Source organism: Telluria antibiotica, assembly GCF_011682055.1.
Taxonomy (GTDB): domain Bacteria; phylum Pseudomonadota; class Gammaproteobacteria; order Burkholderiales; family Burkholderiaceae_D; genus Telluria; species Telluria antibiotica.
In genome coordinates this window covers 68,896-88,478 of sequence record NZ_JAAQOM010000003.1, presented here as the reverse complement: position 1 = coordinate 88,478, position 19,583 = coordinate 68,896, and the positions used below count along the sequence as shown (strand labels likewise).

At 68.0% G+C, this 19,583-nt stretch carries 23 protein-coding genes; 4 read left to right on the top strand and 19 right to left on the bottom strand.

Going from position 1 to position 19,583, the window contains the following annotated elements; all coding sequences use genetic code 11:
* Positions 1-4: 4 nt before the first annotated feature.
* Genes dsbD through mrtJ form a run of 7 tightly spaced genes read right to left on the bottom strand, consistent with a single transcriptional unit; the run spans position 5 to position 7,116 of the window.
* Positions 5-1,816: a protein-disulfide reductase DsbD gene (gene dsbD / locus HAV22_RS05685; RefSeq protein ID WP_166857471.1), complete on the bottom strand. Its 1,812-nt coding sequence runs from the start codon at positions 1,814-1,816 to the stop codon at positions 5-7.
* Complete coding sequence (locus HAV22_RS05680; RefSeq protein ID WP_166857469.1) at positions 1,813-2,727, bottom strand: FAD:protein FMN transferase; 915 nt, start codon at positions 2,725-2,727, stop codon at positions 1,813-1,815. The genes dsbD and HAV22_RS05680 overlap by 4 nt, the downstream gene beginning before the upstream one ends.
* Positions 2,721-3,875, bottom strand: coding sequence for a DUF3570 domain-containing protein (locus tag HAV22_RS05675; protein ID WP_166857467.1), 1,155 nt, complete (start codon positions 3,873-3,875; stop codon positions 2,721-2,723). Before HAV22_RS05675 ends, HAV22_RS05680 begins: the two co-directional genes overlap by 7 nt.
* Before the next feature lie 9 nt (positions 3,876-3,884).
* The gene (locus HAV22_RS05670; RefSeq protein ID WP_166857465.1) at positions 3,885-4,094 is read right to left on the bottom strand and encodes a DUF4266 domain-containing protein; all 210 of its coding nucleotides are present in this window, start codon (positions 4,092-4,094) and stop codon (positions 3,885-3,887) included.
* A complete protein-coding gene (locus HAV22_RS05665) occupies positions 4,091-4,603 on the bottom strand; it encodes a TlpA family protein disulfide reductase (RefSeq protein ID WP_229421104.1) in 513 nt (170 codons plus the stop codon). The genes HAV22_RS05670 and HAV22_RS05665 overlap by 4 nt, the downstream gene beginning before the upstream one ends.
* Positions 4,600-6,735: a choice-of-anchor D domain-containing protein gene (locus tag HAV22_RS05660; protein ID WP_166857463.1), complete on the bottom strand. Its 2,136-nt coding sequence runs from the start codon at positions 6,733-6,735 to the stop codon at positions 4,600-4,602. Before HAV22_RS05660 ends, HAV22_RS05665 begins: the two co-directional genes overlap by 4 nt.
* A gap of 18 nt (positions 6,736-6,753) precedes the next feature.
* On the bottom strand, positions 6,754-7,116 hold the full coding sequence (mrtJ, locus tag HAV22_RS05655) for a JDVT-CTERM system glutamic-type intramembrane protease MrtJ (protein ID WP_166857461.1): 363 nt from the start codon (positions 7,114-7,116) through the stop codon (positions 6,754-6,756).
* 291 nt (positions 7,117-7,407) lie between these two features.
* Between mrtJ and HAV22_RS05650 the strand changes: the two genes are divergently transcribed.
* On the top strand, positions 7,408-7,944 hold the full coding sequence (locus HAV22_RS05650; protein WP_166857459.1) for an REP-associated tyrosine transposase: 537 nt from the start codon (positions 7,408-7,410) through the stop codon (positions 7,942-7,944).
* Between the two features lie 58 nt (positions 7,945-8,002).
* Here the strand turns inward: HAV22_RS05650 and HAV22_RS05645 are convergent, their stop codons facing one another.
* Positions 8,003-8,578: a porin family protein gene (locus HAV22_RS05645; protein ID WP_166857457.1), complete on the bottom strand. Its 576-nt coding sequence runs from the start codon at positions 8,576-8,578 to the stop codon at positions 8,003-8,005.
* 182 nt (positions 8,579-8,760) lie between these two features.
* Positions 8,761-9,357, bottom strand: a complete 597-nt coding sequence (locus HAV22_RS05640) for an alpha-ketoglutarate-dependent dioxygenase AlkB family protein (protein WP_166857455.1) — start codon at positions 9,355-9,357, stop codon at positions 8,761-8,763.
* A 49-nt stretch (positions 9,358-9,406) separates the two neighbouring features.
* On the opposite strand from HAV22_RS05640, the gene HAV22_RS05635 reads away from it, so the two are divergent.
* Positions 9,407-9,985, top strand: coding sequence for a putative pterin-binding protein (locus tag HAV22_RS05635; protein WP_166857453.1), 579 nt, complete (start codon positions 9,407-9,409; stop codon positions 9,983-9,985).
* A 5-nt stretch (positions 9,986-9,990) separates the two neighbouring features.
* Here the strand turns inward: HAV22_RS05635 and HAV22_RS05630 are convergent, their stop codons facing one another.
* The 7 genes from HAV22_RS05630 to HAV22_RS05600 all read right to left on the bottom strand — a co-directional run bounded on the left by HAV22_RS05630 (position 9,991) and on the right by HAV22_RS05600 (position 15,145).
* Positions 9,991-10,353 (bottom strand): hypothetical protein, encoded by a 363-nt coding sequence (locus tag HAV22_RS05630; RefSeq protein ID WP_166857451.1) that lies wholly within the window; start codon positions 10,351-10,353, stop codon positions 9,991-9,993.
* A 113-nt stretch (positions 10,354-10,466) separates the two neighbouring features.
* Complete coding sequence (locus HAV22_RS05625) at positions 10,467-10,856, bottom strand: MAPEG family protein (protein ID WP_166857449.1); 390 nt, start codon at positions 10,854-10,856, stop codon at positions 10,467-10,469.
* 15 nt (positions 10,857-10,871) lie between these two features.
* Positions 10,872-11,696 (bottom strand): Rossmann-like and DUF2520 domain-containing protein, encoded by an 825-nt coding sequence (locus tag HAV22_RS05620; RefSeq protein ID WP_166857447.1) that lies wholly within the window; start codon positions 11,694-11,696, stop codon positions 10,872-10,874.
* Positions 11,696-12,274, bottom strand: a complete 579-nt coding sequence (locus HAV22_RS05615) for a DUF924 family protein (RefSeq protein WP_166857445.1) — start codon at positions 12,272-12,274, stop codon at positions 11,696-11,698. The genes HAV22_RS05620 and HAV22_RS05615 overlap by 1 nt, the downstream gene beginning before the upstream one ends.
* Positions 12,275-12,295: 21 nt before the next feature.
* Positions 12,296-13,069 (bottom strand): MgtC/SapB family protein, encoded by a 774-nt coding sequence (locus HAV22_RS05610; protein WP_229421103.1) that lies wholly within the window; start codon positions 13,067-13,069, stop codon positions 12,296-12,298.
* A complete protein-coding gene (locus tag HAV22_RS05605; RefSeq protein WP_166857443.1) occupies positions 13,066-13,326 on the bottom strand; it encodes a hypothetical protein in 261 nt (86 codons plus the stop codon). The genes HAV22_RS05610 and HAV22_RS05605 overlap by 4 nt, the downstream gene beginning before the upstream one ends.
* A 1-nt stretch (position 13,327) precedes the next feature.
* Positions 13,328-15,145, bottom strand: a complete 1,818-nt coding sequence (locus tag HAV22_RS05600) for an aminopeptidase P family protein (protein ID WP_166857441.1) — start codon at positions 15,143-15,145, stop codon at positions 13,328-13,330.
* A 155-nt stretch (positions 15,146-15,300) separates the two neighbouring features.
* Between HAV22_RS05600 and HAV22_RS05595 the strand changes: the two genes are divergently transcribed.
* Positions 15,301-15,885 (top strand): hypoxanthine-guanine phosphoribosyltransferase, encoded by a 585-nt coding sequence (locus HAV22_RS05595; RefSeq protein WP_166857438.1) that lies wholly within the window; start codon positions 15,301-15,303, stop codon positions 15,883-15,885.
* A 94-nt stretch (positions 15,886-15,979) separates the two neighbouring features.
* On the opposite strand, the gene HAV22_RS05590 is transcribed toward HAV22_RS05595, so the two are convergent.
* The 3 genes from HAV22_RS05590 to HAV22_RS05580 form a co-directional block, all read right to left on the bottom strand.
* Positions 15,980-16,939, bottom strand: a complete 960-nt coding sequence (locus tag HAV22_RS05590) for an NAD(P)H-dependent flavin oxidoreductase (RefSeq protein WP_166857436.1) — start codon at positions 16,937-16,939, stop codon at positions 15,980-15,982.
* A gap of 83 nt (positions 16,940-17,022) precedes the next feature.
* Complete coding sequence (locus tag HAV22_RS05585) at positions 17,023-17,931, bottom strand: MBL fold metallo-hydrolase (RefSeq protein ID WP_166857434.1); 909 nt, start codon at positions 17,929-17,931, stop codon at positions 17,023-17,025.
* The gene (locus tag HAV22_RS05580) at positions 17,931-18,185 is read right to left on the bottom strand and encodes a DUF1289 domain-containing protein (RefSeq protein ID WP_503827421.1); all 255 of its coding nucleotides are present in this window, start codon (positions 18,183-18,185) and stop codon (positions 17,931-17,933) included. Before HAV22_RS05580 ends, HAV22_RS05585 begins: the two co-directional genes overlap by 1 nt.
* Before the next feature lie 276 nt (positions 18,186-18,461).
* On the opposite strand from HAV22_RS05580, the gene HAV22_RS05575 reads away from it, so the two are divergent.
* Positions 18,462-19,580, top strand: a complete 1,119-nt coding sequence (locus HAV22_RS05575; RefSeq protein WP_166857430.1) for an extracellular catalytic domain type 1 short-chain-length polyhydroxyalkanoate depolymerase — start codon at positions 18,462-18,464, stop codon at positions 19,578-19,580.
* Positions 19,581-19,583 lie beyond the last annotated feature (3 nt).

Genomic DNA, 19,583 nt, shown 5'->3' with positions numbered 1-19,583 from the left:
CGTGTCAGGAAGCGAAGTGGCGGGACAGGTGCTGCGCGAACTGCTCGGGCGCCATGAAGCCGATCACGCGGCTTTGCGGCACCTCCTTGCCCTGCTTGAACAGGATGATGCCGGGCGGCCCGAACAGGCCGAATTTCTTCATCAGCGCGCGGTCGTCGTCGCCGTTCGCGGTGACGTCGACCTGCAGCAGGCGTACCTGCTTCATCCGCGCTTCGACCTGCGGTTCGGAGAACGTGAAGCGCTCCATCTCCTTGCACGACACGCACCAGTCGGCGTAGAAGTCCAGCATGACGGGCGTTGTCGTCGACGCCAGCACGCGCTCCAGGTCGGCCACGGTGCGGATGCGCTCGAAGCGCTGCGGCTTGCCTTCCTGCGCGTTGGCCGACGCGAGCGGACCGCCGCGCAGATGCGCGAGCGGCTGCAGCACGTCGTGGCCCGCGCTCGCGGCGCCCACCAGTTCAAACAGGCCGGCCGTCAGCAGCACGAGGCCCAGGGTCTTGCCGGCGTAGCGGCCCAGCCCCGCGCCCGCGGCGACGGGCTCGAACACGCGCAGGAACACGGCGCACAGCACGGCGAACGCGCCCCACAGCAGCATCGCGATGGTGACGGGGAACACGGGCGTCACCATCCAGATGGCGACCGCGAGCAGCAGCAGGCCGAACACGCGCTTGACGTGGTTCATCCACGCGCCGGCGCGCGGCAGCAGGCTGCCGGCCGACACGCCCGTCAGCAGCAGCGGCACGCTCATGCCGGCCGCCATCGAGAACAGCGCCCAGCCGCCCGTCCACACGTTGCGCGTCTGGCTGATGTACAGCAGCGCGCCCGCCAGCGGACCCGCGACGCACGGCCCCACGATCAACGCGGACAGCGCGCCCATCACGAACACGCCGGCGAAGCGGCCGCCGCTCATGCGGCCGCTCGTCGTGGAGAGACGGCTCTGCAGGCTGCTGGGCAGCTGCAGCTGGTAGACGTCGAACATCGACAACGCCAGCACGACGAGCAGCGCGCCGAACGTGAGCAGCACCCACGGCTTCTGCAGCGCGCCGGCCAGGCCTTCACCCGCGAGGCCGGCGGCCACGCCGAGCGACGTGTAGACGAGCGCCATGCCCAGGCTGTAGGCCAGCGCCAGCGTGAAACCCTTTCCGCGCGACGCGTTGCCCTCGCCGACGATGATCGACGACAGGATCGGCACCATCGGCAGCACGCACGGCGTGAACGACAACAACAGGCCGAACGCGAGGAACGCGAGGCCGATGCGCCACGCGCTCCCCGATTGCAGCGTACGCTGCGCGAGCGAGCTGTCGTCTTCGTGCGCGGGTGCGGGCGCGGACGCAGGTGCCGGCGCGGCCGCGACAGGCGCCGCATCCGGCGCGGCCGGTTTCAGCGCACCGGGCGCCGCCGGATCCACCGTGAACGCCACTTCGGCGGGCGGATAGCACAGGCCCGCGTCCGCGCAGCCCTGGTAGCCCACGCGCAGCACGAACGGCGTCGTCGCGTCCGTCTTCACGGGCAGGTCGGCCGCGAGCTGCCCCGCATAGGTCTCCATCTCCTTGTTGAAATTGCTGTCGAACTTGCGCACGCCGTCCGGCAGCGCGGGCTGGCCGACCTCGGGTCCCGTGAACACGAGGCGGTCGCGGTACAGGTGGTAGCCTGGCGCGATGGCCCACGCGAGGTGCACGGTGCCGCCCGGCCGCAGTTCGGCGCTCAGCTTGAACGCCTGTTCGGGCGGAAGGAAATCGTCGGCCGCCACCGCCGGCCGGCCCAGCGCACTGGCCAGCAGAACCAGCGCGGCCATCCATCGAAAGAGCTGCTTCATGATGCGTAATCTCCTGAAATACTGTGGTGATACTCTTGTCCCGTGCTGTCGATGGCGAAGTACGCGAATCCGCCGGCATCGAGGAACGACAGGCCGTCGCCCTCCTTCAGCATGGCGATGGTCGACACGCTGCCGCCCAGGACGGCCAGCGGTGCCAGCACGCTCACCGACCGCCAATACGACACGGGCATCCCGGTGCGCGGATTCAACACGTGGCAATAGCGCTTGCCGTCGACGTCGATGAAGCGCTCGTAGTCGCCGCTCGTCGTCAGCGCGCCCTGGCTCACGGCGATGCTGGCGACGGTGCCGTCCGCCCGGCGCGGGTCCTGGATGCCGATGCTCCACAGGCGCCCGTCCGGTTGCGGCCCGATGAAGCGCATGTCGCCGCCGAGGTTCACGTAGCCGTGCCGCACGCCGCGTTCCTGCAGCAGCGCGCAGGCGCGATCCGCCGCGTATTCCTTGCCGAACCCGCCGAAGTCGATCTCCATGCCGGCGCGCGGCAGGAACACGGCGCCGTCCTCGCGCTGCACGGAGGCCCAGTCGACGAGTGCCAGCAACGGCGCCAGGTCGCGCGCGCGCGGCACGCGCGGCTGGCGGAAGTCCCAGGCGCGGCGCAGCACGCCGGACGTGATGTCGAACAGGCCGCCGCTCACGCGGTACAAGTGGTCCGCGTAGTCGAGCAGCTGCGCCGTCTCGTCGTCGCATTCCACGCGATAGCGGCCGGCCGCAGCGTTGATGTGGCTGACGACGCTGTCGGCGCGGTAGCGCGAATACGTGCGCTCGACGCGCCGCACTTCCCCGATCGCGGCGAATGCCAGTTCTTCCGCCGTGCTCTCGTCGGGCGCGGCCAGCCGGATCTCGCACCGGCTGGCCATCGCCTCGAACGGAAAGCGGTAGACCGCGTCTACCATCGCCGCGTCAATCCGACCTGGAGCATGCGCGCATGCAGCGGCGCCAGCCCCGGACTGCCGTCGTGGAACAGGCGCCAGCTGCCGCGCTGCTCGTAGCCCTCGACCTTGACGTCGACGGTCCACAGCTTGCCGATCTCGCGCACGACCTTCAGCCCCGCCGTCACGGCGCCGAAGCCGGACAGGCGCTGGTCGGGCGACGTCAGGCGGTTCGGATCGGCGCCGTTGGCAAAGCCGGGCGGGAACGGCGCGCCGAGCGCAGCGTCGTACACGGGGTCGTAGTAGAAATACGCGGCGCTCTGCGAGTACAGGCGCACTTCCGGCACGAGGCTCCAGCCGCCGGGGAGCGGCTGCACGTACTCGGCCGACAGCGTGTGCGCTCGGATGCGGTACGAGTCGCTGAAGTAGCGGTAGCCGAGCCGCGTCGTGCCGCCCGTCGCGTCGACGTAGTGGTTCCAGCGCAGCAGCACCGTGTTCTCGCGGCGCGAACGGGGCCGGTTGTCGAACAGTTTATAAGGATCGTTGTAGTAGCCGCTGCCGTTCGTGCGCGTGAGCGTGAGCTGGCCGATGTCGGTCGGCGTCAGCACCCGCGTCACGCCGGCCAGCACGCTGACGGTGCGCTTGTGCTCATCGACGACGACCTGGTTGACGGGATTGATGCTGTCGCGGCTGCCCGCGAGCCCGAATGCCCACGTCGTGTTGTTGTCCTCGCTGGACACGGTGCCGTTCAACGACAGCGCGCGCGACACGTAGTCGTGCTCTGTCGAATACGCGGCACCGGCCGTCAGCGTGCCGCGCCGGAAGTAGCGCGTGGCGGCGACGTCGCCGGCCTTGCGCTCGTCATGCATGTGCGAGGCGCCGGAGATCGCGGTGTGGTAGCGCGGCGACGCGCCCGACACGTCGTCCGCAGTCAGGGTGCCCTCGATCGACCAGTCGCTGGCGACGGGTGCCGTCACCGCGATCGACGGCGAATGCGCGTGGATCCGATCCAGTCCGCTCTGGCGGTCGGCGTAATCGAGATAGCGCAGGCTGATGCTGCCTGCGGCCGGCGGCTCGTCGGCCAGCGCCTGCACGCCGGGCAGCAGCAGCGCGGCGGCAAGGAGGGATGCCGCCAGCGGCGGTGCGTCGCGTTCCTGGAGAGATGTCGTCATCTGGCCTCCTCAGTTGCAGCCGCAGCCGCCGCCGCCGACACCCGCGCCGCCGGCCGCAGCCTCGCGACTCGTGTAGACGTGGTCCGCATAGCGCGTCTCGAGCTTGTCCCCGCCGAACGTCATCTCCGGCTTGGCCAGCTTGCCTTTTTCCCAAGGCTGCACGGTGGCGCAGCCCGCCAGCGCCAGCAGCGCCGGCGCGATCAAAACGATGGCTTTCATTTCACGCCTCCCAGGGCTTTCTGAATCACCTGCTCGAGTTCCGCGCGGTCGGCTTCTTTAAAGCCCGCGTGCTCGTACAACACCTTGCCGTCCGGTCCGATCAACACGCTGCTCGGCATGCCCTTGATGCCGTACGCGCGCGGCGTGGCGCCGGCCGGATCGAACGCGATCGTGAAGCGCGCCGGCGTCTCCGCGAGGAAGCGGCGCGCGTCGTCGCTCTTCGCGTCGAGGTTCACGCCGACGACCTGCAGCCCGCGCGCGCCGTAGCGCGCCTGCATCTCGTTCATCCACGGGAACGACTGGCGGCACGGACCGCACCACGACGCCCAGAAGTCCACGTAGACGAGCCGGCCCTGCAGCTTCGCCAGTTGCACCGCGCCGTCCTTGCCGGGCAGGTCGAACGGCGGCGCGGAGACGCCCTTGTCGAGCGCGGAGGCGGGTGCGGCTTCCAGCGCCGCGGCCAGCACCAGTGCCATGCGCAGTACGCGCGTCGTACGGGCGCTCATCATTTCACCTCCTTGCGTACGAAACGACGCCATCCGAGCACGCCGAACGACAGCACGACGAGCAGCGCGAGCACCGGATCGTTGCCGTTCGTGGCGGCGGAGCAGCCGCCAGCGCCCGTGTTCTGCATCGTCTGCGCGGTCTGCACATTGCCCTTGCCGGTCAGCGCCACGGTCCAGGCACCGCCGCCGTCGGCCGCCAGCGCCATGCTGCCGCTCGCATCGCCCGCGCCGACCGGCGTGAAGCGCACGACGACGTCGCAGCTGGCACCCGGCTGCAGGGTGAACGGCACGGCCGCGCAGCCGGTGGCGTCGGATTGCAGCGCGAACGGCCCCGTGAACGTGGCCGCCGTCACCGTGGCCGCGTTGCCGCCCGTGTTGGTCAGGGTGATGCGGTGCGTGGGCGCGTTGCCGTTGACGTCAGCGGCGCCGAAGTCGAACGACTGCGGATTCGCCGTCAGCATCGGCACGGGCACGGCGACGCCGGTGCCGCCCAGCGCGACGGTGAACTGGCTGCCCGCATCCGTCATCAGCATCATGGTCGCGGCACGCTGGCCGGCGGCCGTCGGCCTGAAGCCCACGTCGATGGTGCAGCTGGCCGCTGCGGCCACCGACGCATTGACCGCACAAGTGCCGCCCAAAACGAAGTCGGACGCCTGCGCACCGTCGAGCACGAGCGACGAGACCTTCATGGCGGCCGTGCCATTGTTCGACAAGGTGATCGTGTGGACGGCGGCGCTCTTGCCCACCTGCGTATCCGCGAAGGCGACGGGGCCCGCTTCCGACAGCGCGGGTTGCGCGACCGGTGCCGTGGTGCCGGTGCCGGCGATCGTCACCTGCAGCGGCGCCGCGTTCGACGTCACGGCCAGGGTGGCCGCAGCGGCGCCCGCCGTCGTGGGTAGAAACGAGAGGGTCACGGTGCAGTTGGCGCCGACGGCCAGGGTGGTGCCGCAGGTCTGGCTGGCGATAGTGACGCTGGACGCGCCGGAGACGCTGATGCCGTTGAGCGCGAGCGCCACGTTGCCCGTGTTGGACAAGGTGACGGCCTGCGTGGCGGCCGCGGCGCCGATCGTCTGCGAACCGAAGGCGACGGCCGACGGGCTCGCGCTGACGGCCGGTGCGGGCGCCGACACGGTGCCGGACAGTGCGACCGACACGGCGCCGTTCGAGGCGTTCGAGGCCAGCGAAAGATTGCCGCTGAATGCGCCGCTGCCGGACGAATTCGCCGTCACGGTCACGGTGCAGCTGCCGCCGGCCGGCACGGACGTCGCCGTGCTGCACGTGCCGCCCAGGCTGAACACGCCGGCGTTCGTGCCGCCGACCGTGATGCTGCTGAAGGTCAGCGCCGCCTGGCCGGAGTTGCTGACCGTGACGCTGCGCGCGGGCGAGGAGGTGCCGCTGACGAGGGCGCCGAAGTCGATGGCGTTCGCGGACAGCGCAACGGTCGCCTGCGGCACGGCGTTACCCGTGCCGGCGAGTGCCACGGTGCTGGAGCCGCCCGTGGCGTTGTGCGCGATGACGAGCGACGCGCTGCGCGTGCCGGAAGCGGACGGCGTGAAGCCGACCTGCACGGTGCAGCTCGTGCCCGCCGCGAGCGACGTGCCGTTGGTGCACGTGCCGCCGCTGATCGAATAATCGCCGGCGGCCGTGCCGGAAACGCTGATCGTACCCACGGTCAGCGCCGCGTTGCCCGTGTTGGACAAGGTGGTGGACAGCGCGCTGGCCGACTGGCCGACGGTGGTGGCCGCGAAGCTCAGCGACGCCGGGCTGACGGATGCCGCCGGGGCCGCGGTGACGGTCGGATTGCCGATGAAGGCCGCGATGTCCGCGATTTCCGCCGTCGTGAAGCGGCCGTTGAACAGCGTACCCATGCCGCCCGTGTTGGCGGTGATGGCGCCGCTGATCGCGCCTGGGTTGTTCGCCCCGTTGAGGATGTGATTGACGTTCGCGGTGGGCGACGTCCCGTGGCAGGTCGCGCAGCTGGTGCCGCCGCCGGTCGGCCCGTTCAGGTAGAGGTTCTTGCCGTTCAATGCGTCGGCCGCGTGCGCGGCGGGTACGCAGGCGAGCAGCGCCAGGATGGGCCAGGCGCGGCGCACACGGCCCGGCAGGGAAGAGAGATGTCGATGCAGCCCGATCATAGGGACTCCCGGATTCGTTCAAAGGACACAGCCACCAAGGGCCAGTGCATTCATCCCGCAGTGCGCCAGTGCGCACAGGCGCCAGTCGCGCCGGCTCTGGTACAGCAGCGCCAGCACGAGGCCCGGCGCCAGCACCAGCAGCACGGCACGCCAGCCGGAGCCGGCGTGCAGCAGCGCGAACGCGGCCGCCGACAGTGCCACCGAAGCCGCGCGCGCCCGGCCGTCGGTGCGCCGGATCAGCCACTCCTGCAGTCCGGCGCGCACCACCCACTCCTCCAGCACGGGCGCCAGCAACAGCAGGCGCACCAGCGCGGCGGCGTCGGGGGCGACGACCTGGCCTCGACAGACCAGCTGGGACGACAACAGGGCAGCAGATGGCATGAGCGACATGAACGGCATGAACGGCACAGTGAACCCGAACGGCGACCGGTAGCAGTTGCTACTGCGGAAATCGTCCGGTTAATACCTGTCGTTCCGGAAAGGTTCAGTTTGGTTGAAAATAAATTATGGACAGGCGGGGAGCCTTGTCACATCCACCATGCCGTTTAATACGCGGAAATGGATCGTCGTCGGATGGGCATCATCGGTAGAATCGGTGCGATCGAGAGACTTCATTCGCGCGTTTGCTCCATATCGACATGGCATGGCTGCGCCGTTTGGCAGACTAGGTTCATGACTACATACCGCGACAACCGCGTCCCGGGCGGGACTTTTTTCTTCACGGTGCGCCTGCTCGACCGGGGCAGCACCCTCCTCACGGACCACTTTCCGGCTTTCGGCGAAGCGATGCGCCAGGCGCGCATCCGCAAGCCGTTCCACGTCGATGCCTGGGTCGTGCTGCCGAACCACGCGCACGCGATCTGGACCTTGCCGCCGGGCGACCACGATTGCGCGTCGCGCTGGCGCGCCGTCAAGATCGCGTTTTCGAAGGCGCTGCACAAGACCCTTGGCGATGCCACGGGCGACGGCGCCATCTGGGAGCGCCACTACCGCGACTACCGCGTGGGCGACGACGACGACTACGCGCGCCTGATCGATTACGTGCACGACAACCCGCTGCGCCACGGCTTGTGCCAGCATCCGGCGGAATGGCCGTGGTCGTCGCTGCACCGCTTCGTCGCGGCCGGCTTCACGCCGCCCATGACCCCGCTCCCGGGGCCGCCGCAGATACCGCGGCCGGGGCAACCAGGTACCGTCGCGCGATCGTGAGACATGAAAAAAGGGCCCGAAGGCCCTTTGATGTTTCTGCGGATGCACTGCGCGACGCTCAGAAGCTGTAGCGCGCACCCACGGTCCAGACGTCGGCCTTGGCGCCGACGGTCTTGGTCTTGCCATAGCGCTCGTACTCGGCCGTCAGCGCGACCTGCTGGTTCAGGTTGTACTGCAGGCCGACCGCGCCGTAGGCACCGGTGTCCGTGTCCTTCAGGTTCAGGTCGGCGCTTTGCAACTTGCGCTCGCTGTGTTCCAGGCCCAGCTTGCCGTACACGGAGAACTGGTCGTTGACCGGCATGTTGTACTTGCCGGCGACGTAATAGCTGGAACCCTTCGTGGTGCCGCTCCCGTTGGTGCCGTTGACGCTGTAGTTGACATTCGAGTTGCGGAAGTCGGTGTAGCCGGCTTCGACGCCCCAGTTCTGGTCGAATTCATAACCGCCGAAAATCTTGCCGGACGCCTTGTAGCCGTCGCTGCCGACGTTGGTCAGGCCGCCGACCGACGAATTCTCGTGGTCGGCCGTGGCGACGCCGACGCCGACGTAAGCATGCGGCTGGGTCTGGGTGGTCTGGGCTTGGGCCGCGCCCATGGCGGCGGTACCTGCGATCAGTGCAACGATGAGCTTTTTCATATGACGAGTTCCCTTATGCGTTGTTTGACTGTGTCGCAATTCCCGTGAATCGCGATGTGGTCAAGATAGCACCGCAAATCCGTTACGTCGGTGGAGAACTCGTAAGACTTGTAAATGAATGTAACTTAATGACCCTAAATTCATTTATTTTTTAGGAGAAATTGAGGCTAGATAATATAGATTTAGCTCACGAAACGAAAAGTCAGGTTAAGCCGTGGCCCAACCACTTTGGTCGTCTTGTTGATGCCGTGGAGCCAGTTCGCCTGCAGAGCGCCCGCCATCAGCAGCAGGCTGCCGTCCGTCAGGTCGAGTTTCACGGTGCGCTTGCTGCGCTTGTGCCGCAGGATGAAGGTGCGCGTCGCGCCATAGCTGAGCGACGCGATGACGGGCCGCGACCCCAATTCCGGCTCGTCGTCGCTGTGCATGCCCATGCTGTCGGCGCCGTCGCGGTAATAGTTCAGTAACACGCTGTTGTAGCGCCGTCCCGTGGACTGCTCGACGGCGGCACGCACCTGTTCCAGCAGCGGGGTCAGCGGCAGCGGCTGCAAGGTCAGGCCGGAATAGCTGTAGCTCGCCTCGCCATACCAGGCCGTCAGCCGCGGTTGCAGGTAGCGCTTGCCGTACACGACGACGGTGTCGGCGCGCCACGGGGTCTCATCCAGCAACCGCGCGAAGATCTCGGCATTGCTGATCGGCATGGGAAGCAGGGGCAGCAGGGACAACTCGCCATCCTCGATGGGGATAGCTGTCAATTCCATGCCCGTGGAAAACAAGTCCATTCGACAATATTGCTATGATGGCGGGATTCCATCGACCAGGCATTTTCTCATGAACAAACGACAGTTCCTTGGCGCCGCAGCCGTCGCGGGCACCTTCCCGATCGCGGGCCAGGCGGCCCAGCCGTCCGGCCGCGGCCCCACGCTGCTCACGGTCACGGGCGCCATCGCGCGCGGCAACCGCGGCCCGCTAGACCCGGCACTGGACCAGATGATGCACAAGCACCAGGTCACGTTCACGAAAGCGTATGGATTCGACTATGCCGACCTGCAGGCCTTGCCCGCGCAGACGATCCGGCCCACGCTGGAATACGACGGCAAGCCGCACACGCTGCGCGGCCCGTTGCTGACGGACGTGCTGGCGCGCGCCGGCGCCATGCTGAACGACAAGACGATCCTCGTGTTGCGCGCGGTGGACGGCTACAACGTCGAGCTACCCCTCGCGCAGGCGCGCGCGCGACGCTTCATCGTCGCGACGCACGTCGACGGCAATCCGATGCCGCTGGGCGGCCTGGGCCCGCTATGGGCCGTGTACGACGCCGACCGGGTGCCGGACATGGCGGCGCTGCCGCTGGCGCAGCGTTTTACCGCCTGCCCGTGGGCGCTGTACCACGTCGACGTGAAAAGCTGACAGGATCAGGCGTAGGCTTCGGCCAGGCTCATCACGCGCGGCGTGATCTTGATGCCGACGTTGCCGAACAGGGTGTCGATCGCGGCCAGGTTGGCCGCGCATTCCTCGCTCTTCCAGCCGTTGAACAGATCGGTGCCGTTCTTCTGGAAATGCAGGTCCCGCACCTTGCCCTTGTCCTTGTGGACATAGTTCTGTTGGTAGATCGTCTCGAACCCGAGCTCGGCCAACGCCGTCAGCACGGCCTGGGGCGGATTGTCGGGGTCGGTGGCCATGAAGACGCCGAACGTCTTGCCCGGCGGCTTGGCAGCCACGTCGACTTCATAGATGCCGGGTGCCTTGGTGACGCTGGTACTTTTCAAAAACAGCATGCTGTTGTCCTCCACGCATGGCGGCGATCGGGCCGCCATTCAATAAATTGAGATCAGACACAGCTTATTGCAGTATGGGAACTTTGTCGACGGATGGTTTTCGAGAATTTGCTCTACTGCAACAAATTTCTGGACAACAGCCCCGTGACGCTGCCCGCGACGAGCGCGCCGCATGCGACCATGCCGACGATGAATCCCAGCTCGCGCTTGCTGGGATCGCGGTAATAGCCCAGCGCATACAGGATGCGTCCGACGCACCACAAGAGCCCGCCCGCTGCGGCCCAGCGGTCGCCGAGATAGTGGCCGCAAAGCCACAGTGGCGCCAGCACGAGGGGCAGTTGCTCCAGCGTGTTCGCTTGCACGCGCTGGAAACTCTGGAACGCCACCGGGCCGTCCATCGACGGCGCCGGCACCTTGTACTTGTTTCTTGCCCAGCCGGCCATGACGCCGGTCCAGAAATACACGCCGAGCACCGCCAGCGTGGTCCATGCGGTCAATACCATTGTCTCCTCCACAAATCAGCCCTGCCCCGCGCGCTTGCGCCGCGCCAGGTCCCACGTCGCCGCGGCGAGCGCGTCGTACAACGCGCCCGTGGGCGCATCCCATGCCGTGACGGCTGCGTGCTGGCGCGCCACGGTCGCCGCGTCGCCGCGTGCGATCGGCCCGGACAGCGCCGCCTCCGGCCCCAGCCGCAACACGTTCGCGAGGGTTTCGGTCGCGAGCGGCCGCGCCAGTTCGCGCGCCACGTCGGGCGGAATGCCCGCGGCCTCGTACGCGCGCAACGCGGCGTCCATGACGGTCACGAGGTAGTTCGACGCGAACACGGCGGCCGCATGATAGACGGTCTTGGCGGCCGGGTCGATGCGCACGGGCCGCGCGCCGATCGTCTCGAACGCGGGCAGCAGGACGTCGAGCGCGTCGGCATCGCCCTCGACGCCGCAGAACGTGCCGTCGAACGCCGCCGCGACCGCGGCCGGATCGGCGAAGCTGCGCACCGGGTGCACGCTCGCGACGAATGCGCCTGCATGGCGCAGCGCCTCCAGTTCGCCGGACGCCTTGGCGCCGCTGCAGTGGAACACGGTGGCCCCGGCCATCGGCGTCGCTTGCGCCAGCGCTGCGGCGACGCCGGCGATCGCATCGTCCGCCACGGCCAGCATCCACACGTCGGCCGGCCGCGCGGCGCCATCGACGGGCGTGCCGGCGCCGATGAACGCGACGGCCGCGCTCGCGCTCGCGAGGCTGCGCGTGTGTACGTCCTGCACGGCGAACACGCCGCGCGCCGCGAACAGGCGGCCGAGCGTCCGCCCCACGTGGCCGGCGCCGACGATGTTCAACGTGGACATCAGAAGCGCGAGCCCGGCTGGTGCAGGAATTCCACTTCGTCCGGCGTCGATGCGCGCCCGAGGATCTCGTTACGGTGCGGGAAGCGGCCGAAGCGCGCGATCACGCCGCGGTGGCGGTGCGCGTAGTCGAGCATCTCGTCGAAGCCCGGATGTTCGGCGGCCAGGGCGCCGAACAGTTCGACGGCGCGTTCCTGCATGTACGCGTCCTCGGCGTGCTCGAACGGCATGTAGGCGAACGCGCGCAGTTGCGGCGGCAGCGCCTTGTCGGCGCCGCTGTCGACGAGCGCGCGCGCGGCGGCCAGCGCCAGCGTATCGCCCGCGAACGACAGCGGGGTGTTGCGGTGCGCGTTGCGCGTGAACTGGTCGAGCACGAGGATGCGCGCGAGCACACCCTGCGGGCCTTGCGCATCCCACTCGCGCAGCCCGCCGGCCAAGGCCTGGGCTATCGTGGCGCCGAAGCGCGTGCGGATCGTGTGATCGAAGTCGTCGTTCTTGACGAACCATTCGCGGCGCGGGTGGCCGAACGTCGGGCTGCCTGGTGCGCCGAACCAGAAATCAAGTACGTCCTGCGGTGTCATCGTGTTCCTCTGTGTGTCTTGTCAGTTGCGCGCATGCGAAAGCTGGAAGCCGTCCACGCCCTCGAACGTGGACAGCTCGCTGGCCAGCAGCGACAGCGGCGCGCCCGGCCGCCCGGCCAGTTCCAGCGCGACGAAGTGCCATTCCTGGCAGCCCTTCTCGCTGGAGATCGTGAGCGAGCCGCCCGCGATCTCGTAACCCCGCTCCAGCGCCGCCTTGCGCAAGGTCTCTTCCTGCGGATAGACGCCGGGCTTGAAGTGCAGGGTGACGGCCACCGCATGGCGCGACGGCAGCAGCCCGACGGCCCGGTTCAGGTAGATCATGATCATCGCGGAAAAGAACGCGAGGCCCATCGCCGCCATGTAGAAGCCGAGGCCGACGAGGATGCCGATCACGGACGACGACCAGATCGACGCGGCCGTCGTCAGTCCGCTGATGTTGAAGCCGGAGCGCATGATGACGCCGGCGCCGAGGAAGCCGATGCCCGTCACGACGCCCTGGATCACACGCGTGGGGTCGACGAGCGCGACGGACGACCCGTGCCCGCCGAACCAGTGGTTCGGATAGCCGGCGACGATAACCAGTGCGCACGAGGACATGCACACGAGGCCATACGTGCGCATGCCGGCCGCGCGCCCGTGGTACGAACGCTCGTAGCCAACCATGAGGCCCAGCAGCAGCGCGCCCAGCAGGTTCAGGAGGATCAGGGCGTTCGTCGCCAGTTCCGCATGCGACCAGTAGGCGCCGACGAGGTCGGGGAACGTGAGGCCCAGGTCGTTCGATACGGGGCTCGTCAAGATTTTTTCCTGACCAGCTGTTTTTCGAATTCGACGTCGTGCTTGCTGATGCGCTTGACCTCTTGCGGACCGAGGCCGTTGACGAACGCCACGAACTCGTCCAGCTCGAGCGGCGCGCACAACGGCGGCGCGCCCGGCTTCTCGGACAGGAAGAACAGGCCATCGCCCGTGCGCGCCATCGAATACGACGTGACGCCGGTGCGCCGCTTCAGCCGGTCGACGGCGGCGCTGGCGCGGGTGGAACGTGCTCCCGCCATATCAGATCTCCTTGGTACGCAATTCGAGCCAGTCGCGCGCGGCGCCGCTCACGTGCGGCAGCAGGCGCGCGCGCACGCTGCGGTGGTAGTCGTCGAGCCACGCGACCTCGTCGCCGCGCATCAGCGACAGGTCGATGCAGCGCGTGTCGATGGGGCACAAGGTGAGCGTCTCGAAGCCGAGGAAGTCGCCGAAGCCCGCGTTCTCGACGACGCGCGTCAGCACGAGGTTCTCGATGCGGATGCCCCACTGGCCGGGGCGGTAGATGCCCGGCTCGTTCGACGTGATCATGCCCGGCTCCATCGCCGTGTGCGGCTCCGGCGGCGCGGACGGCGAGATTACTTGCGGCCCCTCGTGCACGTTGAGGAAGTAGCCGACGCCGTGGCCCGTGCCGTGGCCGTAGTCGATGCCGGCCGCCCAGATCGGGGCGCGCGCCAGCGCGTCGAGCATCGGGCCCTTCGTGCCGCGCGGGAAGCGCGCAACGGACAGCCCGATCATCCCTTTCAATACGAGCGTGAAATCGCGCTTCTGCGCGGCGGACGGCGTGCCGACGGGGACGACGCGCGTGATGTCCGTCGTGCCGCCCAGGTACTGGCCGCCCGAGTCGATCAGCAGCAGGCCGTCGCCTTCGATCACGGCGCAGTGTTCCTTCGATGCGCGGTAGTGCATGATCGCGCCGTTCGCGTTGAAGCCCGCGATGGTGCCGAAGCTGGGGCTGACGAAGTGCGGACGGCGCGCGCGTGCCGCCGTGATCTGCTCGTCGATGTGGACTTCGTTCAGCGGCGCGCGGTTCGCATCGGCGAGCGTCTGCTCGAGCCACGCGAAGAACTCGCACAGCGCGGCGCCGTCCTGTTCCATCGTGGCGCGCACGTGGTCGATCTCCGCATCGAGCTTGCGCGATTTCGCCAAGGTCGTCGGATTGATCGCTTCCACGACGCGCACGTGCGCGGGCACGGCGGCGCGCATGCCGGCCGTGACGCGGCGCGGGTCGATCAGCAGCGAGCTGTCGGGCGGCAGCGCGGCCAGCGCCTGCTGCGCGGCCTCGTACGGCGCCACGCGCACGCCATCGTGTTCCAGCCGCGCGCGGACACTCCCATCGATCTTGCCGTCGGCGACGAACAAGGTGGCACCCGTCGATTCCACGAGCGCATGCGCGAGGAACACGGGGTTGAAGCTGACGTCGGCGCCGCGCAGGTTGAACAGATACGCGATGTCGTCGAGCGTGGAGATGAAGTGGCGCTCGCCGCTCTGCCGCGCCATCGCGTTGCGCAGCGCGTGCAGTTTATCCGCGCGCTCCAGTACCGCGAACGGCGCCGCGTGCTCGTACAGGGGTTCGGGCGGCAGGCCGGGGCGATCGATCCAGATCTCGTCCAGCAGGTCGAGGTCCGTACGGAGCTTGATGCCGCGCGCGGCCAGCGCATCGCCCAGCAGGCGCGCGACGGACAAGCCCAGCACGCGCGCATCGACGGCCACGGTCTGGCCTTCATCGAGGTTGTCGGCCAGCCAGTCGATGTGCAGCAGGCTCGCGCCGGACGGGATCTTCATCAGCTCGATCTCCGTGCCGGCCAGTTCCTGCTCGGCCTGCGTGTAATAGCGGCCATCGGTCCAGACGCCGGCGAAGTCGCGCGTGGCGATGAACGTGCCGACAGAACCGGTGAAGCCGGACAGCCATTCGCGCCCTTTCCAGCGACCGGGCAGGTATTCGGACAGGTGCGGATCGGCGGACGGCACGATGAAGGCGTCGACCTGATGGCGCGCCATCGCGCTGCGCAGCGCAGCGAGGCGTTCGGCGCGCACGTGGGTGGTGTCGGGTGCTGGCATGGCTCGAAATCGGTGTTCGGTTTATCAAATCGGTATGATACGCCCTCCGAAGGCCGTCGCCGGCCCGGTCCGCCGCAAATCGCGCGCGGGCGCAATCTGACGGATAATCGCACACCCGGGATGCCGCACGATCCCCCAACCGACTCTGAACTATCATGCAAGACTTTCACTACAACCGCGCGCGCGCACTGCTGGCCAATGCCGAGGAAATCGTCAGCGCCGACCAGGTCCAGGCGGCCGTACGCCACGTCGCCGATGTGCTGAACCAGCGTTTCGACAATGACGCGACGAGCGATTTCCCCCTGGTGCTGGGCGTCATGGGCGGCGCCGTCGTCTTCACCGGCAACCTGCTGCCGCAGCTGACGTTCCCGCTCGAATTCGACTACATCCACGTCACCCGCTACGGCGACCTGGACCGCGGTGGCGAAGTCGTATGGAAGGTGATCCCGCGCCAGGACGTCACGGGCCGCACGATCATCATCGTCGACGACATCCTCGACGAAGGCGAGACGCTGGCCCACGTGAAGCAGCGCCTGCTCGACATGGGCGCGGCCGAAGTGATCCTCGCCGTGTTTGCCGACAAGGAACTCGGAAAAGTGAAACCCGTGCAGGCGGACATCGTCGGCCTGTCGGTGCCGAACCAGTTCGTCGTCGGCTTCGGCATGGATGCGCACGGTTACTGGCGCAACCTGCCGGGCCTGTGGGTCATCCGCGATGCGGACAAGGTAATGGAAGCGTAGGGTGGGGCATTTCAAGCTGGGGGCTTGAAATGCGTGCCCACGCGTAACGCCAACAAGCGTACGTCACGCGTAGGCACTGGGCTACCCTGTCACCTTAAGCCTTCAGGCCCAGGCGCGCGCGCGCGGCCTGGTACTGCTCCGTCAGGCGCGCCACCATCTCGGCCACGGTGGGCACGTCGTCCATCAGGCCGACGCCCTGTCCGGCGCCCCAGATGTCGCGCCAGGCCTTGGCGCTGCCGGAACCGAAACTCATCTTGCTCTTGTCCGACACGGGCAGGTTGTCCGGATCGAGGCCCGCGGCCACGATCGATTTCTTCAGGTAGTTGCCGTGCACGCCCGTGAACAGGTTCGTGTAGATGACGTCGGCCGCCGACGATTCCACGATCGCATTGCGGTACGCGTCGGTGACGTTCGATTCGCGCGTGGCGAGCCAGCGCGAGCCGATGTACGCGAAGTCGGCGCCCATCGCCTGCGCGGCGAGGATGGCGTCGCCCGTCGCGATCGAGCCGGACAGCGCGATCGGGCCGTCGAAGAATTTGCGCACTTCACCCACCAGCGCGAACGGCGACAGCGCGCCCGCATGGCCACCGGCGCCCGCGGCGACGAGGATCAGGCCGTCCACGCCCGCCTCCAGCGCCTTTTCCGCGTGACGGATCGACACCACGTCGTGCAGGACGATGCCGCCGTACGCGTGCACGGCATCCAGCATTTCCGGCGGCGGCGCGCGCAGCGACGAGATGATGATCGGGACCTGATGCTTCACGCACACGGCCACGTCGTGTTCGAGGCGGTCGTTCGACTGGTGCACGATCTGGTTGACGGCGATCGGGCCCACCTTGCGGTCCGGATGCAGTTCCTGGTAGTCCGCCAGTTCGCGCTGCATGTCCGTCAGCCATGTGTCAAGCAGCTCGGCCGGACGCGCGTTCAGTGCCGGGAACGAACCGACAATGCCCGCCTTGCACTGCGCGGCCACCAGCGCGGGACCGCTGGCGATGAACATCGGCGACGCAATGACGGGAAGGGACAGGTTTTGCAGAACGGTAGGCAGCGCCATGGGTTTCTCACGATAAGTTGATCGGACCCATTGATTATGCGGGAAAAAAGCACGACCGTACTAGATTCCCGGCTCTAAATTTCTCAGGCGTCCACAAGCACGTCACCGTCGAGCCGTGCGGCCCCGACGCCGACGAGCCCGCGCACGAGCCACGCCGCCAGCTCGGCGCTCGTGCTGTTCAAGAACCGCTCGCGCACGCGCACGAGCAGCGGCACCGTCGCGCACAGCAGGTCGACGTCGGCGAGCGGGATGCGGCGCCGCTCCAGCAGCAGGAATTTCATCAGGACTTTAACAGCGTTCTGCGCATTGCGGATGGGATCGGCTGCGAGCATGTCCAGGCGGCCGTAGGCGCGCTGCAACGCCTCCGCCACGTCGGCGAACGGAGCACCGTGCCCGGGAACGACGACGCGGGCGTCCAGCGTCGCGATCACGTCCAACGTGGCGCGCACGTCGTCGAAACCGGGTTCGCCGGCCAGTTCCGGGAACACGACGCCGAAGCCGTTCTGCCACAGGGCATCGCCGGAAATCAGGATGCCCTCCTCGTCGCACCACAGCAGCAGCGCGTGCGGGTCGTGGCCCGGTGCCGCCAGCGCCTGCCAGTCGAGGTCGCCCAGGCGCAGCCGCTGGCCGGGCACCACGCCCTCATCGAACGGGAAACGCGGGCATTGCTGGGCGGTGGCGCGAAAGCTCAGCGCGTCCTCGTCCCACGCGGCCACCGTCGCGCAATCCGCCGCGGGAATCGCGATGCGGCAATCGTAGGCCGCGCGCAGCGCCGCGTTGCCGCCGCAGTGGTCGGAGTGCAGGTGGGTGTTCACGATGCGATCGAGCGGCCGCCCGGCCAGCGCGTGGCGCACGAGCTCCACGGTCTGCGCAGCGTGCGTGGCGTAGCCCGTGTCGACGAGCGTGGTGGCGTCCTCGCCGATGAGCAGGACGTTGTTGGACGACAGCCAGCCGCGCTCGAGCACCCGGACCGATGGCGGCAACGTCGGCATCAGTCGAACGGGATCTGTTCTTCGCGGCGGCGGATTTCCGTCCACACCGCGCGCTTGAAGTCGTCGTCGGCGCGGCTCCAGGCCACGATCTCGTCGATGGTGCGCAGGCAACCTTCGCACAGGCCGGTCACGGGCGACATCCTGCACACATTGATGCACGGCGACGGCACGGGCGTCTGCTGTTCAGGAAGAAGACGCGGCCCGTTCATGCGGCCGCCTTGCCGTTGAAATGTTTCGTATCGATCACGCAACATTCGTGCGCGCCGACGCAGACGCGCTCGGGTATCGTGTAGCGCCACTCGAAGCGCAGGCCGGGTTGGAATGTAGGACACATGGCGCGCAGATTAACGCATCCGGACGAATCGCGCTTGACCGACGAGGCCACGCAGGTAGACTGGGACTCGTCCGTTGCACACGTTGCCCTTACCCCATCTGTAAGGTTGGCGCAAGCTTCGCCATCAAGACTGAACCCTCGCTCGATGCCTCAGCCACGCGCCGGCGCATTGCCGACACACCCCCAAGGAGTGCCGATGACCCTGAATCACAAGTTCCTGGCGCAAATGCGCGCCGCGACCCGATCCCTGATGCGCCGCGGTCCCGCCGTTGCCCGGACCGTCATCCGGGAATCCGTAAAAAATGCCACCGCCGTCCAGACCGCGGCCGTCAAAAGCATGGACACCGCCACGCCGCCCGCCTCGAACAACCCGACCTACGACGCCTTTTCCGACATGCTGGCCGACCTGTCCCGGCTGGGCCAGAGCGCCAACCCGTTCAACGTCCCGCCGCTGTCGACGGGCGCGGCCGCGATCGGCCTGCCCGGTCATTTCATCGACGCCAGCTACACGAACGACGCTGGCACCCGCGACTACAAACTGTATATCCCGAGCACGTATGCCGGCCAGCCCGCGCCACTGCTCGTGATGCTGCACGGCTGCACGCAAAACCCCGACGACTTCGCGCTCGGCACCGGCATGAACGCGCTGGCCGAGGAACACGGCTGCCTCGTCGCCTATCCGGCCCAGTCGCAGCAGGCCAATGCGACCCGCTGCTGGAACTGGTTCAGCGCGGCCGACCAGCAGCGCGGCCAGGGCGAGCCCGCCATCCTCGCCGGGCTCACGCAGGACATCATGGCGAGATACGTGATCGATCCGAAACACGTCTTCGTCGCGGGCCTGTCCGCCGGCGGCGCGATGGCCGCGATCCTCGGCACGCTGTACCCGGACCTCTACGCGGCCGTCGGCGTCCACTCGGGGCTGCCGTTCGCGGCCGCCAACGATCTGTCTTCCGCCATGGCAGCGATGAAGGGCGAGTTCCGCAGTCACCACAAACCGGGCAAGTCGCTGCCGATCATCGTGTTCCACGGCGACCGCGACACGACCGTGCACCCGGCCAATGGCGACGAGTTGATCAAACGGCGCCGGCGCCATCCGTCGGAAGACGTCGTCGTCGAACCGGGCGCCGTGCAGGACGGGCACGCCTACACGCGCACGGTGCACCGCCGTCCCGACGGGAGCATCCATGCGGAACACTGGGTGATCCACGGTTCCGGTCACGCGTGGTCCGGCGGCGATACGCGCGGCACCTATACGGATGGCAAGGGTCCGAATGCGAGCCGCGAAATGATGCGCTTTTTCCGCACCGCGCGTTGAGCG